Source organism: Streptomyces sp. NPDC051172, assembly GCF_040682555.1.
Taxonomy (GTDB): domain Bacteria; phylum Actinomycetota; class Actinomycetes; order Streptomycetales; family Streptomycetaceae; genus Streptomyces.
Genome location: NZ_JBFBBE010000019.1, coordinates 15,455 through 36,645, shown reverse-complemented (window position 1 = coordinate 36,645; position 21,191 = coordinate 15,455). Strand labels below are relative to the sequence as shown.

The window sequence follows — 21,191 nt, the reverse complement described above, 5'->3', positions numbered from 1 at the left end:
GTTGTTCTCGTGGTTTCCGTTGGCCGTGACGGGGTCTCAGCGGATGCTGAACCCGCCGTCCACGGTCAGGACCGACCCGGTGATCTGCCGGGACTCGTCCGAGGCGAGGAAGACGATCGCGGCGGCCACGTCCTCGGGTTCGATCAGCGCGTTCATGGGCTGCGCCTCGACGAAGGTCTTCTCGTGCTCGTGGACGGGCACCTCCAGCGCCCTGGCGATCTCGGCGAGCATCCTGCCCTCGGCCCGCGCGTCGTCGCGCACGGACCCCGGGCAGACCGCGTTCACGCGCACCTTCGTCGGCGCGAAGTCGAGCGCGGCGGCTCTGGTGAGGCCGACGACGGCGTGCTTGGCGGCGACGTAGCCGGCGAAGTGGCGGTAGCCGACGAGCCCGGCGGTGGAGGCGACGTTGACGATGCTGCCGGCGCGCCGGGCGCTCATCGCTCCGCCAACCTCGCGGATCACCCGCCAGGCGCCGGAGAGGTCCACGTCGATCATCAGGGACCACTCGTCCTCGTCGATCTCGTGCACCGGTTTGCCGGAGGGCGCGGCGATGCCCGCGTTGTTGACGGCGACGTCGATCCGGCCGAACCGGTCCTCGGCGCGGGTCACCGCCTGCCGTATTCCTTCGGTGTCGCGGATGTCGGCCACCGCGGTGAGGACGGCGGCGCCGGCGTCCCGGCACAGCGCGGCGGTGTGCTCCAACTGCCCCGGGGTGCCCAGCGGGTAGGGCACACCCGGCAGGTCGGCGCAGATGTCCAGCAGGGTGAGGTCGGCGCCCTCGGCCGCACAGGCGACCGCGGCTGCTCTGCCGAGTCCGCGGGCGGCACCGGTGACGAGGACCGACTTGCCGTGCAGACGCATCGGGTACTCCCTTGAGGTCGTGAAGGGGCGAGGGGGTGAGGGCGGCGGCTAGGCCAGTTTCGAGGCGATCATGCGGACCAGGGCGGGCGCGGACTCGGTCAGATACATGTGGCCGCCGGGGACCTCCACGTGCTCGAAGTCGCGGCCGGAAGCCGTGTTCCAGGACGCGGCCTCGTCGTGGGCGACCAGTGTGTCGTCCTCGCCGCGGATGACCGTGAGGGGCACGTCCAGCGGAAGGTGGCTGCTCGGCAGGTAGGTCTCGTGCATCTCTACGTCGGCGCGCAGGGTGGGCAGGATCATCTCGCGCATCTCCGGGTCGTCGAGGGCGGGGTGGCTGTAGCCCGCGAACTCGCCGACGCGGGCGAGGAAGTCGTGGTCGGACAGGCCGGTGGCCTTCTGCTCACGGCCCTGGCCGGGGTGCGGCGAGCCGCTGACGAACACGCGGACGAGTTCGATGCCGGGCTCGGTCACCAGGCGGTGTGCGAGTTCGTAGGCGAGCACGGCGCCGAGGCTGTGCCCGAAGAGGGCCACCTTGTGGTCGCCGGCCCCGAGCCGTTCCCGCAACTGGAGGAGGAGTGCGTCGACGGCCTTGTGCACGTCCCGGTAGGGCTCCTCGTCGATCAGCCTTTCCCGGCCCGGCAGTTGGAGCGCCACGATCTCCAGCGCGTCCCCGGCCAGGTCCGCCCAGGGGCGGTAGACCGAGGCGCCCGCTCCGGCATACGGAAGGCACACCAGCTTGGTCGCCTCCCCCATGGCCTTGATCAGGCTGTGGGGACGCATGTCGGTCCAGTGCTCGTTGACGTAGTCCACGCAGGACTGACGGCTCGCACGACCGTGGACGACGGTCCAGCCGGCGGGAACCTCGGCGAAGGCGGGCCACAGGGAGTGCTGGCCCTGGTCGTTCACCAGGACCAGGTGCTCGATGGTGTCGTCGTCGAAGGGGTTGGTGGTCATGACGAGTCCTTCTGTGGAGGGCGGTTGTGCTGTCGGAGCCGGTTGTCCAGCACCGGGCCGATGCGGTCCAGTGACGCGGGACGGGTCATCTCTCCGTGTGTGCAGGGGATGTCGTGGTTGTCGATGCGGCCTTCTACGTACGGCTGCCAGGAGCGGTGCCGGCCGGGCACCGCGTCCGGGTCTTGCGCGGCGGTGAAGAAGAGCAGGTCACCGCGGTAGAGCCCGGGGGCGAACTCGCCCAGCAGACGGCGGTTGTCGGCCGTCACGTCGACCAGGGCTGCGAGTTCGGCGTCGTCGAGGCTGCCGGGCATGTCGGGTACGCGGCGCACCAGCTCCGCGAACCGGCTCTCGGTCAGCGGTTCCGTGTCGTCCTGGGGCACCTGCCGGCCGAGGATGGTGAGGAGGCTGCGCAGCAGCGCCGGGCGGTCGGACCGGGCGGGGCCCTGTCGGATCCAGGCCCCGGGGAAGGAGTCGAGCAGCGCGAGGAGCGCGACCTGTTCTCCGGCCTCCTGGAGGCCGACGGCGATGTCGTGGGCGACGAGGCCGCCCATGGAGTAGCCGAGGAGGTGGTAGGGGCCGTGCGGCTGTACCTCGCGGATGAGGGCGGTGTGCTCGGCGACCGCCTCGGCCAGGCTGCCGGCCCGGTCCTGGCCCGGGATCAGGCCGCGGGACTGCAGGCCGTACAGCGGGCGGCCGGCGTCGATGTGGCGGGCCAGCCCGGCGAAGCCCCAGGACAGGCCGGAGGCCGGAGGAAGGCAGAACAGGGGTTCGTGCTCGCCTCGGGTGCGCAGCGGGAGCAGGGGTCCCACGGGGGCCGTACCCGAGCCGCCGGCGTGGCGGGGCCCTGCGGGGCGGGCCGGCTCGGCGGAGTGGTCGGCTTCGGCCTCATGTCGGGCCAGTGCCGCCACGGTCGGTGTGTGGAAGAGGGCGCGCAGGGGCAGTTCCACGCCGAGTTCGGCTCGGATCCGGGCGGTCAGTCGGGGGGCCAGCAGGGAGTGGCCGCCGAGGTCGAGGAAGCTGTCGTGGACGCCGATCCGGTCCGCGGTGAGGCCGAGGACCTCGGCGAAGATTCCGCGGAGGGTCTCCTCCCGCTCGGTACGCGGGGCCGTCTTCGCGGCGAGCGGTGCGTCGGGGGCGGGCAGCGCCTTGCGGTCCAGCTTGCCGCTGGCGGTGTGCGGGAGCGCTTCGAGAACGACGAACGCCGAGGGGACCATGTGGGCGGGGAGGGCTCGGGCGAGGTGGTCGCGGAGGCCGTCGGCATCGGCTGCCGATGCCGCCCCCGCGGCGGGAACGACGTAGGCGACGAGTAGTTTCTCGCCTCGCTGGTCCTCCCGCACCGTGGCGGCCGCCTCGGCGACGGCCGGATGTGCGGCGAGCACGGTTTCGATCTCGCCCAGTTCGATCCGGAAGCCGCGGAGCTTCACCTGCTGGTCGGCCCGGCCCAGGAAGCGCAGCTGCCCGTCGAAGCCGCGCACCGCCAGGTCGCCCGTGCGGTACATGCGCTCTCCCGGTCCACCGAACGGGTCGGCGACGAACCGCTCGGCCGTCAGCCCCGGCCTGCCGAGGTAGCCGCGGGCAGGGCCGCCACCCGCCACGTACACCTCGCCGACGGCCCCGTCGGGTACAGGATGCAGCGCGTGGTCGAGGAGGTGGACGAGGTTGCGGGCGAGGGGGCGGCCGATGGGTGGCGCGGTCCTGTCGTGGGGGTCGGCGTCGGACTGCCAGGCGGTGGCGTAGATGGTCGCCTCGGTGGGCCCGTAGAAGTTGACGAGCCGTGCCCCGGGGAAGGCGGTCTCGATTCCGGCCCGGAGCTGTTCGGGGATCGGTTCGCCACCAAGAGCCACCGTGTGAGGTGTGACGGCAGGCCGCTCGGCGAGCACGCCGGCCATGACCGTGGGTACGCCGCTGATGAGACCGACGTCCCGTGGAGTGCCCTCGGTGAGTGCGAGGAGGTTCTCGACGATCTCGATACGGCCGCCGCACAGCAACGGCGAGAAGATCTCGAACACCGACACGTCGAAGTTGAGCGAGGTCGAGAACAGCACCTTGGCCAGCCGCTCGGGACCGAACTCCGCATGAGTCCACTCGACGAACTCGACGGCGTTGCGATGCGTGGCCAGAACACCCTTGGGGCGGCCGGTGGAGCCGGAGGTGTACGTGATGTACGCGAGGTGCTCCGGAGTCAAACTGCTTGAAAGAGAGGGCGCTTGACGCTCCGTCACCTCACTTCCGGTATTGAGCAGCGGTGTGCCCTTCGGCAGCGCCCCCGCCGTCTCCTCGGTGGCGAGGACGACGACCGGGCGAGCGTCGGCGACGATGTACGCCAGGCGGTCGGCCGGGTAGGCCGGGTCGAGCGGCAGATAGGCGGCACCGGACTTCAGTACGGCCAGTACGGCGACGACCAGTTCCGCCGTGCGGGGCAGCGCGATGCCCACGACCCGCTCCGGGCCGGCTCCGAGGGCGGTCAGGCGACCGGCCAACTGCTCGGCCCGGGCGTCCAGTTCGCGGTAGGTGAGAAGGGTGTCGCGGTCCAGGACGGCTTCGGCGTTCGGGGTGGCCGCGACCTGGGCCGACCAGAGGTCGGTGAGGGTGCGGGTCGCGGGCGGCGTGGGCAGGGTCGGCCGCGGGAGTTCCTGCGGCGCCAGGAGGCCCAGACGGCCCTGCGGGAGTTCCGGGTCGGCCGCCATGGCTTCGAGGACGCGCACCAGGCGGGCGAGCGTGGCGTCGGCCCAGTCGGCGTCGAAGAGTCCCGGGTGGTAGGCCAGCCGGAAGCGGGGTCGGGGGCCGGGAAGCGCCACGAGGGTCACGGGGTAGTGCGTGGCGTCGCGACCGCTGGAGCCGACGACGCGAAGCCCGTCGCCGTCGTTGTCGGGTCGGTTGCCTGTCGCCTCCGGATCCATCGGATAGTTCTCGAAGACGACGAGGCTGTCGAAGAGCTCCGGGACGCCCACGGCCCGCTGGATGTCGGCCAGGCCGAGATGGTGGTGGTCGAGAACGCGGACGTAGCCGTCCTGGACGTGGCGGAGCAGGGCGGCCAGGCTCTCCTCGGGCCGCAGTCGGACCCGGGTCGGGATGGTGTTGATGAACAGGCCGACCATCGACTCGACGCCGGGGAGTTCCGGCGGCCGCCCGGAGACGGTGGCGCCGAAGACGACGTCGTCGCGGCCGGTCAGGCGGCCGAGCAGGATCGCCCAGGCGCTCTGGACGAGGGTGTTCACGGTCACGCCGAGGCTCCGGGCGCATGCCGTGAGGGCGGCCCCGCTCTCCGCCGAGAGCTCGGTCCGGGCCTGTGCGGGCTCGGTGGCGCCCGGCGCCGTGGCCGGGGCCAGTCGGGTCGGTTCCGTCACGTCGGCCAGCGCATCCCGCCAGGCGGCCTCGGCGACGTCGCGGTCCCTGCGGTTCAGCCACTCCAGGAAGGTGCGGTACGGCGGGGCGGGCGCGAGCGCGGCCGGGTCGCCGTCGGCCGCGTACAGCGCGAGCAGTTCCCGTAGGAGCACGGAGACCGACCAGCCGTCGAGCAGGATGTGGTGGTGGGTGACGAGCAGCCGGTGGTGGCTCTCGCCGGTGCGGACCAGGGTGCAGCGCAGGAGTGGAGGGGTGGCGGGGTCGAAGCCGAGGGCCCGGTCCTCGTCGAGCAGGTCGGTCCACGCCTTCTCGGTGTCGATGCTCGGCCCGGTCAGATCGGCTTCCGCCCATGGCAGCGTCGCCCGGTGCGGGACGACCTGCAGCGGCTGACCGCCACGGCGCCGCCGGAAGGCCGCCCGCAGGTTGGGGTGGCGGTCCAGCAGTGCCTGAGCGGCCGCGCGCAGGCGTTCGGCGTCCACAGGGCCTTCGAGTTCGAAGACCAGCTGTACGACGTACACGTCGGGGGCGTCCCGTTCGTGCTCGTACAGGGCATGGAAGAGCAGGCCCTCCTGGAGCGGGGTCAGCGGTAGTACGTCGACCGGCCCGGGCTGCGTCATGTCGCCTCGTCTCGCTGTGTTCTGGAGCTGGTGGGTCTTCTCGGAAGGTCGGCTGGGCGGGTCGGGAAAGTCCGCCGCAGCTCGGCGCGCCTTCAGGGGCGCACTCAGTCGAGGCCCGCCGTCAGCTCGTCCAACTCGTCCCGGGACAGACCCGCAACCGACAGACCGGCCCCGTGGCCGGCCCGGGACACGAGCGCGGTGAGCGCCGTGAACCAGGCCTCGGCCAGCGCCCGTACCTCCGGCGCGGTCAGCACGCCCTCGGGCCACACCCAGTCGGCCACCAGCCGAGGTCCGGTGGCCGTGTCGTGGACGACCGCGTTGATGTCGAGAACGTGGGCGGCGGCGAGGCCGGGGTCGCAGCCGGCGCCGAGTGCCGACGACTCGGGGGCGAAGGCCCACGGCTCGTTGCCGGTGGTGGCGGGCGCGGTGAACCGGCCGAGGTAGTTGAAGCCGATCGCCGGTGTGGGTGCCTTGGCCAGCCCGGGTGCGGTGTCCGGGTTGAGATGGCGCAGCAGGCCGTGTCCCACGCCGTGGTCGGGCAGTTCGCGCAGCCGCTCGGCGACCCGGCCGGCTGCGAGGTCGGCGGCAGGTCCGCCACGCAGGGCGTCGGCCACGTCCACGCCCTGCAGATCCAGATGGACCGGATAGAGGGAGGTGAACCAGCCGACGGTGCCTGCCGGTTCGAGTCCGGGGGTCACTTCCTCGCGGCCGTGCCCCTCGACGTCCAGGACGACGTGCGGGGTCCTGTGCCGTTCGGCGACGGCCAGCGCGAGGCCGGTGAGCAGGACGTCCTGGACACCGAGGCGGAAGGCGGCCGGGACGCTGGTGAGCAGCGGTCCCGTGGTCTCGGGCGGCAGGGTGAGCCGCAGCGAGCGCGTGGTGGCGGCGGTGTCCCGGTCGGGGTCGAGCGGGCGTCGGCCGAGCGGGGTGCGCGGCGCGTCGGCGATACGCCGCCACAGCTCGGCCTCGGCGACTCGCGACGGTGTGTGCGCCTGCTCGCCCAGTGCCCGGGACCAGCGGCGGAACGACGTTCCCACGGGCGGCAGTTGAGGTCGGCCGCCGGCGGAGACGGCCTCCCAGGCGGTTTTCAGATCGGGTACGAGGATGCGCCAGGACACGCCGTCGACGGCCAGGTGGTGGACGACCAGCAGCAGCCGCCCCGTCCGGTCCGGTCCGGCGTCGAACCACACGGCCCGGACCATCGCCCCGGCCCTCGGATCGAGCAGGGTCACAGCCCGCTCGAACTCCTCGGCCACGCACGCGCGGAGCTCGTCCGAGCCGACTGCCCCGGAGACGTCCCGCCGGTCGAGCAGGTCCGCGGCGCGGATGCGGCCGACCGGTACGACGTCGAGCTCCGGAGTCGGGGTAAGCCGGGAGCGCAGCATGTCGTGATGGTCGAGCACCGCCTGCAGGGCATCGGTCAGCCGCCGCAGACCGGCGTCCGCCGGGACCGTCAGCAGGACGGACTGGCTGAACCGCCCGATCGGGCCGCCGCGTTCGAGCAGCCACCGCATGATGGGGGTGAGCGGGACCGGGCCCACTCCGTCGGCCGCGTGGACGCCGGCCGCGCCGTCGGCGGTACCGCCGACCGGCCCACGTGCCACCGCCGCCAGTTCCTTCACCGTCTGGTGCTTGAAGACGTCCCGGGCGCTGATCACGACTCCGGCCTCGGCTGCCCGGCTCACCAGCCGGATCGAGGTGATGCTGTCACCGCCGAGGGCGAAGAAGTCCTCGTCGAGCGGGACTTCGGGCAGCTTGAGCAGCTCGCGGAAGAGCCCGGCGAGGATGCGCTCGGCCGGGGTGGCCGGTTCCTGGCCGCCGGCGGCGCCGAGCGCCTGCACGGGCGCGGGCAGTGCCTGGCGGACTTCCTCGGAGGCCGCGTTCGACTCACCTCGCTGTCGCCATTCGTCGTCCTCCGGAAGGTCCACGTCCTCGACGCGCAGGTCGGGATCGGCGGCGACGGCGGCCAGGAAGCGGACGAGCCGACGGGTGAGCCGCCCGGCCGTGGCCGGGTCGAACAGATCCGTGCTGTATTCGGCGATGCCGTCGATGCCGGCCGGGGTGCCGTCGTCGTGGCGGCGTTCGCTGAGGTAGAGGCAGAGGTCGAAGCGGGCCGCTCCGGTCTCGACGGGCTCGCGTACGACGCCCAGGCCGGGCATGGACAGCGGGACGTCCGAGGTGTGCGCGGTGAAGGCCAGCATCACCTGGAACAGCGGATGGCGGGCGAGGGTGCGCTGCGGGCTGAGGGCGTCCACGAGGAGATCGAACGGCACGTCCTGGTGGGCGTAGGCGGCGAGGTCGAAGTCCCGGACCCGGGCCAGGAGTTCACGGAAGGTGGGGTTGCCCGAGGTGTCCGTGCGCAGCGTGAGGCTGTTGACGAAGAAGCCGACCAGGTCGTCCAGCCTGGAGTCGGCGCGTCCGGCGAGCGGAGTGCCCATGGTGATGTCGGTGCCGGAACCGACCCCGGTCAGCGTCGCGGCGACGCCCGCCTGGAGCACCATGAACAGGGTGACCCGGGAGGCGGAGGCGAGGTCGGCGAGTGCCGCGTGCAGCTCCGCGTCGACGGTCAGTTCGGCGCGGTCGCCGCGTCCGCTGGGCTCGGCCGGCCGAGGACGGTCGGTGGGGAGCGGCAGCTCCTCGGGGGCGCCTGCCAACGCCTCGCGCCAGAAGGCGGTCTGACGTTCCAGCAGACTCGCGGCGCCGTCTGTCGCCGCGCCGAGCAGGTCGCGCTGCCAGTGGGTGAAGTCGGCGTACTGGACGGGCAGGGGCCGCCACTGCGGGGCACGTCCGGAGATCCGGGCGCCGTACGCGGTCTCCAGGTCGCGCATCAGGGGCCCCATGGACCAGCCGTCGACGGCGATGTGGTGCGCGAGCAGCATCAGGACGTGCGTGTCGTCTCCGAGGGCGAACAGGGTGGCGCGCAACGGGGTTTCGGCGGAGAGGTCGAAGCGGTGCCCGGCGGCTTCGGTGAGCAGCGCGGGCAGTTCCGCCTCGGTGACCGGTACGAGGGTGAGGTCCGGGCGTCCCGCCTCCGGGTCCAGGATGTGCTGGTAGGGGATGCCCTGGAAGTCGGGGTGGAGGGTGCGCAGCGGTTCATGGCGGGTCACGACGTCGGCGATCGCCGCCTGAAGCGCCTCGTGGTCGAGGGGGCCGGTGAGGCGCAGGGCCCAGGGGACGGTGTAGGTGTTGCTGCCGTCGAGGCGGCTCAGGAACCACAGTCGCTGCTGGGCGTACGACAGCGGAATCGGAGCGTGCCCGCGTTCCCGCGCCGTGAGTTCCAGGCGCCGGGCGCCGCCCTCGGCTTCGCCGATCCGTGCGGCCAGTCCGGCGGGCGTCGCCGCCTCGAACACGGCCCGCACGGGCAGCGCGCTGCCCAGTGCGCCCCTGATGCGGTCCGTGAGTCGCATGGCGAGCAGGGAGTCGCCGCCGAGGTCGAAGAAGCCGTCGTCCGCGCCGACCCGGTGCGGGTCCAGGCCGAGGACGTCGGCGAAGAGCCCGCACAGGATCTCCTCCTGCGGGCTGCGCGGGGCGCGGCCGCCGCTCGGCAGGGAGGGTGCGGGCAGGGCGGCGCGGTCCAGCTTCCCGTTGGCGGTCAGTGGCAGCCGGTCGAGGACGACCACGGCGGAGGGGACCATGTGATCCGGCAGCGTCCGCGCCGCGTGGCGGCGCAGGGCGTCCGCGTCGAGGTCTCCTCCGACGGCGTAGCCCACCAGCCGTCCGTCCCTGACGAGGACGATCGCCTGCGCCACGTCGGGGTGGTCGGCGAGTGCCGCCTCCACCTCGCCGAGTTCGATGCGGAAGCCGCGGATCTTGACCTGGTCGTCCGCGCGGCCCTGGTACTCCAGCTCCCCGTCGGCCGACTGCCGCACCAGGTCGCCCGTGCGGTACATGCGTTCACCGGGGACGGCCGTGAACGGGTCGGCCACGAAGCGTCCGGCCGTCAGCCCCGGCCGCCCCAGATAGCCGCGCGCCAGGCCCGCTCCCGCCACGTACAGCTCGCCGGTCGTACCCGGCGGGACCAGCCGCAGGCCCGCGTCCAGGACATATGCACGCAGGTCGGGGATGGTCTGCCCGATGCCACTGGCCTGCGGCCGGTCGGCTGCCGCGGCCTCGGTCAGCGGCAGGCCCGTGACATGGACCGTCGTCTCGGTGATGCCGTACATGTTGACCAGCACGGGCGCGTCCTGCGGGTGCCGGGTGTACCACTCGGCGACCAGCGTGAAGTCGAGCGCCTCACCGCCGAAGACCACGTACCGCAGGGCGAGTTCGCGCCCGACGTCCGGCAGGGCGGCGTCCGCGCGCAGGAGTTCACCGAAGGCGGAGGGCGTCTGGTTCAGCACGGTGACGCGCTCGCGTGCCAGCAGCCGCAGGAACTTCTCCGGGTCACGGCTCACCGCGTGCGGGACGACCACGAGCGTGCCGCCGTGCAGCAGCGCGCCCCACAGTTCCCACACCGAGAAGTCGAACGCGTAGGAGTGGAACAGCGTCCACACGTCGTCCGGGCCGAAGTCGAACCAGTGCCGGGTGGCCGAGAAGAGCCGTACGACGTTGCGGTGCGGGACCGCGACGCCCTTGGGGCGGCCGGTCGAGCCCGAGGTGTAGATGACGTAGGCGAGGTGGTCGCCGGTCAGGCACGGCGCGTCGGGTGCCGTGGCGGGATACGCCGACGCCTCGTCCGGGGTGACCACGGGGATCTCGCACGGGGACAGGCCCGCTGCCACGTCGGGCACCGTCAGCAACAGCACCGGGTCGGCGTCGGCCAGCATGAACTCCAGCCGGTCCGCGGGGTACTCCGGGTCCATGGGCACGTATGCGGCGCCGGTCTTCAGGACCGCCAGCACGGCCACCACCAGCTCCGGCGAACGCGGCAGCGCGAGCGCCACCAGGCGTTCCGGGCCCGCCCCGCGGGCCGTCAGCAGATGCGCCAGGCGGTTGGCCCGCGCGTCCAGTTCGGCATAGGTGAGGCGGGTGCCCTCGTGCAGCACGGCCGTGGCGTCGGGGGTACGGGCCGCCTGGTCCGCGAACAGTTCAGGCAGGGTGGCCGAGGACGGCACGGCAGTGCCGTCGGCCTCGCCGAGCAGCCGCTGCCGCTCCCCCGGCAGCAGGATCTCGACCTCGCGCACGCGCCGCGTCGGATCGGCCACGAAGGCTGCCAGGACGGCGGCGAACCGGTCGAGGAGCTGCCGGGCGCCCGTCTCGTCGTACAGGTCGGGCCGGTAGGACAGACGCAGGGCGAGGCGGCGAGCGGGCAGGACGGCGAGGGTGAGCGGGTAGTGGGTGGCGTCGCGGCCGGTGAGCTGGGTGACCTTGGAAACCCCGGGGCCGGTCATGGCCGGGTGGTTCTCGAAGGCCAGCAGGGTGTCGAAGAGTTCCCCGCTGCTTCCTGCGGAGCGCCGGATGTCGGCGAGTCCGAGGTGCTGGTGCGGGAGCAGGGCCGCCTGCCGTTGGTGAAGGGCGGTGAGGAGGTCCGTGACCCTGCCGCCCTCGTCCCAACGGACATGGGTGGGAACGGTGTTGATGCAGAAGCCGACCATGGAGGCGATGTTGGGCAGTTCGGGCGGGCGCACGGTCACCGTCTGGCCGAAGACCATGTCGGTGCGGTCGGTCAGGCGGCCCAGCAGTACGCCCCAGGCGCCCTGGACGAGCGTGTTGAGGGTGATCCCGAGCGAGCGGGCGGTGGCCTCGGCGGAGACGGTCAGCTGCTCGGGGAGTTCGACGACGAGTTCGCGGGGCAGGACGGTGGTGGTGGCGCCGGTGGCGCCCGGCGCGAGCAGGGTGGGCTCGCCCGCGTCCGACAGGGCGTCGCGCCAGGCTGCCTCCGCGGCGGTGTGGTCCTGCCGTTCCAGCCAGGCGAGGTAGTCGCGGTAGGCGGGCGCCGTCGGCAGGGCGGTGGGGTGCTCCCCCGCGTACAGGGCGGTGAACTCGCGTACCAGCAGCTGCTTCGACCAGCCGTCCAGCAGGATGTGGTGATTGGTGATCAGCAGGCGGTGACGGTCCGCGTCCCACTTGACCAGGAGGTACCGCAGGAGCGGGGGCCTCGCCAGGTCGAAGCGGCGGGCACGTTCCTCGTCCAGCAGACGTTCCCACTCCTTGGCGCGCTCGCTCTTCCCGAGAGCCGTCAAGTCGGCCTCCGCCCAGGGAAGTTCGACGTCCGTGGGCACGATCTGCAGGGGCCGTCCGGCATCCCGGCGGCGGAAGCAGGCGCGCAGGTTGGGGTGCCGGTCCAGCAGGGCCTGTCCGGCAGCGCGTACGGCCGCGGGGTCGACGGGGCCCTCCAGCTCAAGGATCTGCTGGGTCGCGTAGAGGTCGGGGGACTGCTCGTCGTCGTACAGGGCGTGGAAGAGCAGGCCCTCCTGCAGCGGCGACAGCGGCAGGATGTCGGCGATTCCGGAACCGGACCGAGTCACCTGGGTTACCTCCACTCATTGCCGAACTCGGCTTCGAGTTCGTCGATCTCTGCTTGGGACAGCGACACCAGGGGCAGGTCGGACGGGGTGTGCCCGCCCGCCGCGCCGGTGCCGCCCTCGGCCTGCGCGGTCAGCTCCGTCAGCCAGCGGTCCGCGAGGGCGTGTACGTCGTCTTCGGACCAGATGCCGGGGGCCCACGACCAGGTGGTGTCGAGCCGGCCGTCCTCGGTGGTCACGGCGGTGATCTCCAGGCCGTGGGCCACGGGCATCGCGGGGTCGTGCACGGCGCCCAGGTTGCGCAGCGGTTCCGGCGCCAGGGCCCAGTCGCCGCCGGTCGAAGGGGCCGTCCGGCCCAGGTAGTTGAAACCGATCTCCGGCGCGGGAAGGGCCGCGAGGAGCGGCCCGTTCGACGGATCGAGATGGCGCAGCAGGCCGTGTCCGATGCCGTGGTCCGGGACGGACCGCAGCTGTTCCTTGACGGTCTTGAGGACCTGGGCCGGATCTGCGGGGTCGACTCCCGTGAGGTCGAGCCGGGCGGGCACGACGCTGGTGAACCAACCTAGCGTGCGCGACAGGTCCACTCCGTCGGCGATCTCCTCGCGGCCGTGCCGCTCGACGTCCAGCAGCAGGGCCGGGTGGCCGTCCCTGGCGCGCCGCCAGCGCACGAATGCGGCGGTCAGCGCGGCGATCAGGACGTCGTCGGGTCCGGCGTGGAAGGCGGCGGGCACGGTGGTGAGCAGCGCGTTGGTGGCCTCGGCCGGGAGCTGCCGGGTGAGGTGGCGCATCTCGCCGACGACGTCCCGCTGGGGGTCGGGTCGACGGGTGCCCAGCAGTGGACCGGGATCTCTCAGCACATGGCGCCACGCGTCCAGTTCGGCCGCCCGTGCCGGGGTGCGGGCCTCCCGCTCCAGCAGGCGGGCCCAGTGCCGGAAGGGAGTGCCCTGCTCGGGCAGGTCCTCCCCGCGCCAGGCCGCGGCCAGGTCGGAGGACACGATGCGCCAGGACACAGCGTCCACGACGAGGTGATGGATGGTCAGCAGGAGCCGCCCGGGGCGGTCGGGACCGGCATCGCACCACACCGCGCGCAGCAACTGGCCTCGGTCCGGCCTGAGTTGTGACACCGATTCGTGCAGTACCTGTGCGAAGTCGGCCGGTCCGGCGATGCATTCCAGCACCGTGGCCGCGTCGATGGTCCCGCGTGGAGGAATCTCGGCCGACCGCCCGTCGGCCGTCAGGCGCATCCGCAGCACGTCATGGTGGTCGAGTACGGCCTGCAGCGCGGCGGTCAGTCGCTTCTCGTCCGCGCCCGGCGGAGTGACGAGCAACACCGACTGGCTGAACGCCCCGATCGGACCGCCGCGTTCCCGCAGCCGGTGCATGGCCGGGGTGAGGGGCAGCGTACCGATGGGCGAATCCTGTTCCGCGGCCGGGCCGGGAGCCGGACGGTCGGCGGCCGCGGCGGCGAGACCGGCGACCGTGCGGTGCTCGAACACGTCCCGCGGGGACAGCCGCAGCCCTTCGGCGAGCGCGCGGCTCACCAGGTGGATGGAGGTGATGCTGTCGCCGCCCAGGTCGAAGAAGCCGTCGTCGACACCAACGGCGTCGGCGGGGGCTCCGAGGACCTCGGCGAACAGGTCCCTGAGTGTCTCCTCCTGGGGGGTGCGCGGCGCCCGTCCCGTCGCCGTCTCCCGGGTGGTGTCCGGTGCGGGCAGGGCGGTGCGGTCCAGCTTGCCGTTGGGGGTCATCGGCAACGCGCCGAGCGCCACGAGCGCCTCGGGGACCATGTGGGCGGGCAGATGACGGGCGGCGTGCGCGAGGACGGCGGGGCAGTCGGCCTCGGTGGCGCCGACGACGTATCCGACCAGGCGGCGTACGCCGGCCCGGTCCTCGCGGACCACCACTGCGGCCTGGGCGACGGCCGGATGGGCGGTGAGCACGCCTTCGACCTCGCCGGGCTCGATCCGCAGTCCGCGGATCTTGAGCTGGCCGTCGGCCCGCCCACGCAGTTCCAGGGTGCCGTCGGCCCGCCACACGGCCAGATCACCGGTCCGGTACATGCGCCCGCCGGACGGATCGAAGGGGTCGGCGACGAACCGCTCGGCGGTCAGACCGGGCCGCCTCCAGTAGCCACGGGCCACATGATCGCCGGAGACGTACAACTCGCCCTCGACACCGGCCGGTACGAGGTTCAACCGGGCATCGAGCACATACGCCCGGGTGTTCCACATGGGGCGGCCGATGGGCACCGGCCCGGTCGGCAGTTGGTCGCCGGGCTCGATGCGGTGGTCGGTGCAGCCGACGGTGAGCTCGGTCGGGCCGTAGTGGTTGATCAGGCGTACGTCGGGATGGTCGCGGCGCCAGGCGCGCAGTGCCTCGCCGACCAGCGCCTCGCCGCCGAGCATGAACTCCTCGGTGGGCGAGAGGTCGTGCGGCAGGGCGGGCAGCAACGGCAGATGGCTGGGGGTTGCCTTGAGGAAGGTGTAGCCGCCGTTCGCCGGCGCCGCGCCCGCGTCGTGGAAGCCGGCGATGTGCACCCGGCCGCCGGCGGCGAGCGCCCCGTGCAGGGTGGTCACGGTGGCGTCGAAGGACATGGTGGCGTGCAGCAGAGAGGTGCCGCGCAGACTCGGGTAGGCCTCGACGCAACGGGCCACGTAGGTGGTGAGGTTGCGGTGCTCGACGACGACGCCCTTGGGGCGGCCGGTGGTACCGGAGGTGTAGATCAGGTAGGCGGGGTCGCCGGGCCGGGCCTCAGCAAGAGGCGTGTCCGGATCGTCCGGTGCCTCATCGGGATCCACGACCGCACAGCCGACGCCGCAGCCGGCGGGAAGCCGGTCCCGGGCGATCAGGCACACCGGATCGGCGTCCGCGAGCAGATAGGCGGTGCGCTCGGCCGGGTGTTCCGGGTCCAGCGGCAGATACGCGGCGCCCGCCTTGAGAACGGCGAGCACGCCGACTGCGAGGTCGACCGACCGGGGCAGCGAGAACGCGACGATCTGCCCCGGACCGGCGCCGTGGGAGACGAGCACACGTGCCAAACGGTGTGCGCTGTCGTCGAGTTGACGATAGGTCAGCGAACGGGTGCCGTCCTCGACGGCGATGGTGTCCGGTGCCTCGGCGGCGCGCGCCTCGAAGAAGCGAGGGAAGGTGGTGTCCGGTACGTAGCGTGCCGTGTCGTTGAACTCGGTCAGGAGCCGGTGGCGTTCGCGGTCGTCGAGGATGTCATGGGCGGCGACGGCGCGGTCGGGATGGCGGGCCGCGGCCCGCAGCAGCCGCTCCAGACGGGCGGCCAGGTCCTCGGCCGTGCCGCGGTCGAAGAGGTCGGCGCTGTACTGGAGGATGCCCTCGATCCCGTTCGGGGAGCCGTCGGGGGCACGGTGCTCGCCCAGGTTGAAGGTCAGGTCGATCTTGGTGGCGCCGGTCTCGACGGGCAGCGTGCGGGCATGCAGTTCGGGGAGGTCGAGGCGGGGTTCGGCGGTGGGCCGGAAGGCGAGCATCACCTGGAAGAGCGGGTGCCGGGCGAGTGAGCGGGGCGGGTTGAGGGCCTCCACGAGCTGCTCGAAGGGCAGCTCCTGGTGGGCGTAGGCCGCCAGGTCGGTCTCCCGGACCCGGGCCAGCAGTTCCCGGAAGCTGGGGTCGCCCGAGGTGTCGGTGCGCAGCACGAGGGTGTTGAGGAAGCACCCGACGACGTCGTCGAGCGCCTCGTCGGCACGGCCGGCGACCGGCGTGCCCAGCGGGATGTCGGTGCCCGCGCCCAGCCGGGTCAGCAGGGCGGCAAGGCCCGCCTGCACCACCATGAACACCGTCGTGCCGGTCTCACCGGCCAGTGCCCGCAGCCGCCGGTGCAGATCCGCGTCCAGCCGGACGGGGATGTCGCCGCCCTGGTGGGTGGCGCGGGCCGGCCGCGGGCGGTCGGCGGGGAGCGGGAGTTCGTCGGGGAGCCCGGCGAGCGCCCGGCGCCAGTGGTCGAGTTGGCGGTCCTGGTCCTCGCCGAGCACCTCGTGCTGCCAGACGCAGTAGTCGGCGTACTGGACGGGCAGGGGCGCCCAGTCCGGCTCCCGGCCCGCCAGCCGGGCGCGATAGGCGGCTGCCAGGTCCAGCAGAAGGGGGTCCAGGGACCAGCCGTCAGCGGCGATGTGATGCAGGACGAGGAGCAGGACGTGGTCTTCGGGGCCGAGGACGAGCAGGTGCGCCCGGAACGGGACGTGCTCGGAGATCTCGAAACCCTCCCCCGCCAACCGGCCCAGTGCCCGGGGAAGTTCGGCCGCGGCCACCTGCTCGACGGGCAGGTCCGGCATGGCGGAGCCCAGCAGCCGCTGGCACGGCAGGCCGTCGGCGTCCGGGTAGACGGTGCGCAGGATCTCGTGCCGGGTGACGACGTCGGCGAGGGCCCCGCGCAGGGCCTCCACGTCGAGGCCGGCACCGGTCAGCCGTACGGCGAGGGGGATGTTGTAGGCAGCGCTCGGGCCCTCCAGCCGGTGCAGGAACCACAGCCGCCGCTGGGCGGACGACAGCGGGGCCTCCTCCGGGCCGGTGCGCGGAGTCGGCCGCGGGGCGGGTCGTACGGCCGCCCCGGCTCCCGCGAGCGACCGGGCGAGCTCGGCCGGAGTGGGCGCCAGGAAGACGTCGCGCAGGGTCAGTTCGACGCCGAGGGCGCGGATGCGCCCGAGGAGGCGAAGAGCGAGCAGCGAATGTCCGCCCAGCGCGAAGAAGCTGTCCCGGGGGCCGACGTCCGGGAGGCCGAACAGGTCGGCGAAGAGGACGCACAGGACCTCTTCGTGGGGAGTACGCGGCGCGTGCGTCTGCGGGGCGGCAGCGGTGGGCGGGGCGGGCAGCGCGGCCCGGTCGAGCTTGCCGTCGCGGGTCAGCGGCAGCCGGTCGAGGACGACGACCGCCGAGGGAACCATGAAGTCGGGCAGGAGGGCGACGAGGTGATCCCGCAGGGCTCTTGGGCTTGGGGCGGGCTGGGCGCCGGGAGTGGGAGCGGAATGGCCGACCGCCATGCCACCGGGGACGGGAGCCGGACGGCCGGCCACCAGCGCACCAGGCGCAGAAGCCGCACGATCAGCCGCCAGCGCACCCGAGGCAGGAGCCGGATCGCCGGCGGGCGAAGCATCGAGGGCGGGCGCGGCGGGGTCGGGTGCCGGGGCGTCCGGGTTCGCTTGGGCATTCTCTGCCCGGCGGGGCTCCGGCGTTGATACGGCGCCATCGGCGGGCTGGAGCTCCGGGGCGGCCCCCGCGGCTTTGGCAGACGGGGCCGAGGTCGACCCGGCGCTCTCCCGCTCCTGCCCCGGCGCCGGATCCGCCGCCCGTCCGACCTCTGTCACCAGCTCCGCAGCCCCGGCGCGCCGGGGCTCGGGCACGAATGCCGCATGCTCGGCCGAGGAGACGCCCGCAGCCGACCTTGCAGCTCCGGCGCCGGCGGCCCCCGATTCACCCGCCGTCGTGGCCCTGCCCCCGGCACAGACCGCATACGCGACCAGCCGCCGGTCGCCAGGGTGGTCCTCGCGGACGACGACCACCGCCCGGGTGACCTCGGGGTGACTGAGGAGAGCCGACTCGATCTCGGCCGGTTCGATGCGCAGGCCTGGGAGTTCGACCCGGCCGTCGGCGCGGCCGTGGTATTCCAGCTCACCGTCGGCCGTCACGCGCGTGCGGTCGCCCGTGCGGTACATGCGGGACCCGGGCGGGCCGTACGGGTCGGCGGTGAAGCGTCCGGCCATGGCGTCGGGGCGGCCGAAGCAGTCGGGCACCACACCGCGGCCGGCGACGTACAACTCCCCCACCATGCCCGGCGGGAGTGGCTGCAGGGCGCCATCGAGGACGTAGGCGCGCATGCCGTCCAGGGGACGGCCGATGGCCGGCGGGTCGGGTACCGGCGTGTCCGGGGTGGCCGCGACCCGGGCCGCGAAGAGTTCCGGCACGGTCGTCGCCGTTCCCGAGGGCGCGGCGGAGCCGGCGAACCGGACGTCGGCCCGCTCCTCCGGCATGGTCACTTCGACCCGGCCGACCGGGGTACCGGAGGCGACGACGGCTCGGGCGAAGTGCTCCACGAAACGGGCGAAGCGCCGGTGATGGGCGGCGAGTTCGGCGTCCGTGTAGTGGTCGGGGCTCGCGTCGAGGTCGATGCGGATGCCGTCGCCGTCCGCACGGTCGTACACGTTGACGGCAAGGTCCTCGACGGGCCCCGTGGACAGGTTGTGGCGGGTGGTGGCATGCCCGGCGAACCGCAGCTCCGGGCCGAACGCCATGATGTTCACGACCGGCCCGAAGAAGCGGGGACCGTCCTGCGGCCAGTCCTGCTCCCGGCGGAGGTCCTCGCCGCGGTACCGCTGGTGCGCCAGCAGCTCGCGGGTGGCGGACGCCGTCCGGCGTACGAGGTCTTCGGCGGCGGTGTCGGGCCGTACGGACAGCCGCAGCGGAAGCACGTTGGACGCCATGCCCGGCGTGGCGAGTTCGGTCTCGCTCTCGCGGGCGGTGACGGCGAGGCCCAGGACGATGTCCCGGGCTCCGGTGAGCCGGTGCAGATAGGCGGCGGTCGCCGCGAGCAGGACACGCGACCAGCGGGTGCCGGCCTGTTCGGCGGCCGCGTGCACCAAGTCCCCTGCTGTCTGCGGGAGATGGCCGGTGCGGCGCAGGAAGCGCCCGGCGACGTGCGGCGGGCGGGCGGACAGGCTCACCGGGCCGGGGCGGTCGGCGAGCGCGGATGTCCAGAACTGCCGGTCCGTCGCGCGCCGTTGGCCGGCGCGATAGGCCTCGTCCGCGGCGACCAGCGGGGCGAGGGGCGCGGTCGGCGGGGTGTGCGGCGTGCCCGCGGCTAGGGCGCTGTAGGCGTCGGCGACCCGGCGAGCGAGGAGGGAGCAGCTGTAGCCGTCGACGGCGATGTGGTGGTAGCGCTGGTACCAGATCCAGTGCGTGGCCGTGAGGTGCAGCAGCGCGTACCGGAAGAGCGGTGACCTGTCGAGGTCGAACGGTGTGGCGAAGTCGGCGGCCATCCAGGCCTCGGCGGCCGACCGGGGGTCGGTTTCGCCCGTGAGTTCGATGACGGGCAGGTCCCAGGCGGGGCCGGGGTCGACGAGCCCGCGGACGGTGTCGTCCTCGACCGTGAACCGGAGCCGCAGCGTCTCGGTGGCCGTCACAACCTGCTGGACGGCCGTCCGGAAGCGATCGGGGTCGACCGGGCCGTGGATCTCGGTGTACTCGCCGACGTTGTAGGCGGGGCCGGCGGGGTCGAGCCGCTGCGCGAACCACATGGAGCGCTGGGCGCCGGACAGGTCCAGAGCGTGTGGGACGGTCATCGGGCGGCCTCCGTTACCGTCGCGAGGCCGGTCAGCTGCCGTGCCACGAGCTCGGCCACGTGCCGCGGGCCTTCGTCGCGTCCCGGCCAGGGCACCCGCAGCCAGGGTTCGGCGGGAATCAGCGGCAGGTCATGGGCCTGTCGGGCCCGGCCGCCTCCGGTGATGTTGAGGAGGACGAGTTCGTCGCGGCGGACGCGGCCGGCCCGTGCCGCCTCGGCCAGGGCGGCCAGGGCCACTCCGGCGCCCGGCTCGATGTCGATGCCCTCGATTTCTTCGAACAGGGCCATCGCGGCGAGGGCCGCGACGTTGTCGGTGCACAGGACGTCGCCACCGCTCTCGGTGAGCACATCGCGTACGCCGCCGTGGACGGTGAACGGCGGGCGTCGGTTGGTCAGTTCGCGTGCCAGCGGCTCGAGCTCGCGATCACTGTCGCTGCCCCGACCCTGGTGGGCAGGAGCGACGCCGGTACATCGCCACGCGTCGTACAGAGGCGCGAAGGGCGCGTTCTGGCACATCAGCAGGCGCGGCAGTGCCTCGCCGTCGGCACGCAGCCTGCTGGCGGCCTCGTGGGCGCCGATGGCTCCGGTGCCGCTGCCGACGGCCTGCACATACGTCTCCGGTAGCCGCCCGAGGGCATCGGCGGCGGCCAGCATGACGGTGCCCAGGCCGTCGCGGCGGCCGACGTTGCGTGCGCCGCCCTCGGCGTGGTGGCCGGGCAGTGCGGACAGCAGGTCGGCGCAGGCGATGGCGTCGCTGTAGGTGGCGGTGCCGTCGAGGACCACGAGCCGGACGCAGGGGTCGAGCGGTGCGGGGAAGCGCATCCGCTCCAGCGCCGGTGCGGGCACGACGAGCAGGCAGGGCACCCGGTGGCAGGTGGCGGCCCAAGCGAAGGCGGCGGCGGTGTTGCCTGCGGAGGGAATCACGAGCACGGGCGGCCCGGCGGGCAGCCGGCCGAGCACCGTGTAGGCCTCGAGGTCCTTGAACGTACAGGTCGGCAGGGCCGCCCCGCGTTCGGGCCAGTACCCGTTGAAGGCGATCCACAGCCGGTCGAGGCCCATACGGTGCCCGAGGCGCTCGGCGCGGTGGACGACCGGGCCGGGAACATCGGGGAAGGTGCGCACCACCGGCAGCAGCGAGGCGTGCCGGAACAGGCCGCTGTTCGCGCCGCCGCGGGTTCTGGTGGTGTCCTGGTCGCTGTTGTACTCGGTGCGCAGGAATGCCGGTTCGTGCCGGCGGGAGCAGTCGAGAAGGAGGCCGTCGTCCTCGTAACGGTTTCCGCATGAGGAACAGACAACGGTGTAGTGACGTGTTCCCGGGCCTACTCCGGACATCTTCGCTTGCCTTCCGCAGTGCCGCGTCTCGGTGATCAATTGGAACCGGCGCTTCAGGAAGGGCGGGCGACGCGCGAATTACCTTTTGGCGACGCGTGATCGACAGACAGGAAGCGCTTACCCCCTTCTTGTGCACAACGGCGGACTGTTCAGTTCCGCTTCATGCGCCCTTATCTGCCGGGCAGTTGAGAAGGCGCATGCCCATGGAGATCATCCGAAGCGCGAAAGCCGTTCGGAAAGGGTGGCGGATACATGGGCAATAACCCGACAGGGACGAAGAGCGAAGCGCGGAATGAGACGGCGCCCTCGCGCTGGCTTCCCTCCCCGGTTCCGGTTTCCCTTCTGCCGTCGGACGGCGGAACGGCGAGCAGGACGTACTCC

At 72.9% G+C, this 21,191-nt stretch carries 6 protein-coding genes and 1 pseudogene; all 7 read right to left on the bottom strand.

All coding sequences use genetic code 11. From position 1 onward, the window contains the following. Positions 1–36: 36 nt before the first annotated feature. The 7 genes and pseudogenes from AB0N07_RS14275 to AB0N07_RS14245 all read right to left on the bottom strand — a co-directional run bounded on the left by AB0N07_RS14275 (position 37) and on the right by AB0N07_RS14245 (position 20,810). Positions 37–861, bottom strand: a complete 825-nt coding sequence (locus tag AB0N07_RS14275) for an SDR family oxidoreductase (protein ID WP_365834682.1) — start codon at positions 859–861, stop codon at positions 37–39. Positions 862–909: 48 nt separating this feature from the next. Continuing rightward, a complete protein-coding gene (locus AB0N07_RS14270; protein ID WP_365834814.1) occupies positions 910–1,614 on the bottom strand; it encodes an alpha/beta fold hydrolase in 705 nt (234 codons plus the stop codon). Between the two features lie 51 nt (positions 1,615–1,665). Further along, a pseudogene (locus AB0N07_RS14265) lies at positions 1,666–1,815 on the bottom strand (MbtH family protein); the annotation flags it as partial. Further along, positions 1,812–5,777, bottom strand: coding sequence for an amino acid adenylation domain-containing protein (locus tag AB0N07_RS14260; protein WP_365834680.1), 3,966 nt, complete (start codon positions 5,775–5,777; stop codon positions 1,812–1,814). The gene AB0N07_RS14260 and the pseudogene AB0N07_RS14265, both read right to left, overlap by 4 nt. A gap of 104 nt (positions 5,778–5,881) precedes the next feature. After that, complete coding sequence (locus AB0N07_RS14255) at positions 5,882–12,184, bottom strand: amino acid adenylation domain-containing protein (RefSeq protein WP_365834678.1); 6,303 nt, start codon at positions 12,182–12,184, stop codon at positions 5,882–5,884. A gap of 5 nt (positions 12,185–12,189) precedes the next feature. Then, complete coding sequence (locus tag AB0N07_RS14250; RefSeq protein ID WP_365834676.1) at positions 12,190–19,479, bottom strand: amino acid adenylation domain-containing protein; 7,290 nt, start codon at positions 19,477–19,479, stop codon at positions 12,190–12,192. Further along, positions 19,476–20,810 carry a cysteate synthase gene (locus AB0N07_RS14245; protein WP_365834674.1) on the bottom strand — a complete coding sequence of 445 codons (1,335 nt, stop codon included), beginning with the start codon at positions 20,808–20,810 and terminating at the stop codon, positions 19,476–19,478. Before AB0N07_RS14245 ends, AB0N07_RS14250 begins: the two co-directional genes overlap by 4 nt. Positions 20,811–21,191 lie beyond the last annotated feature (381 nt).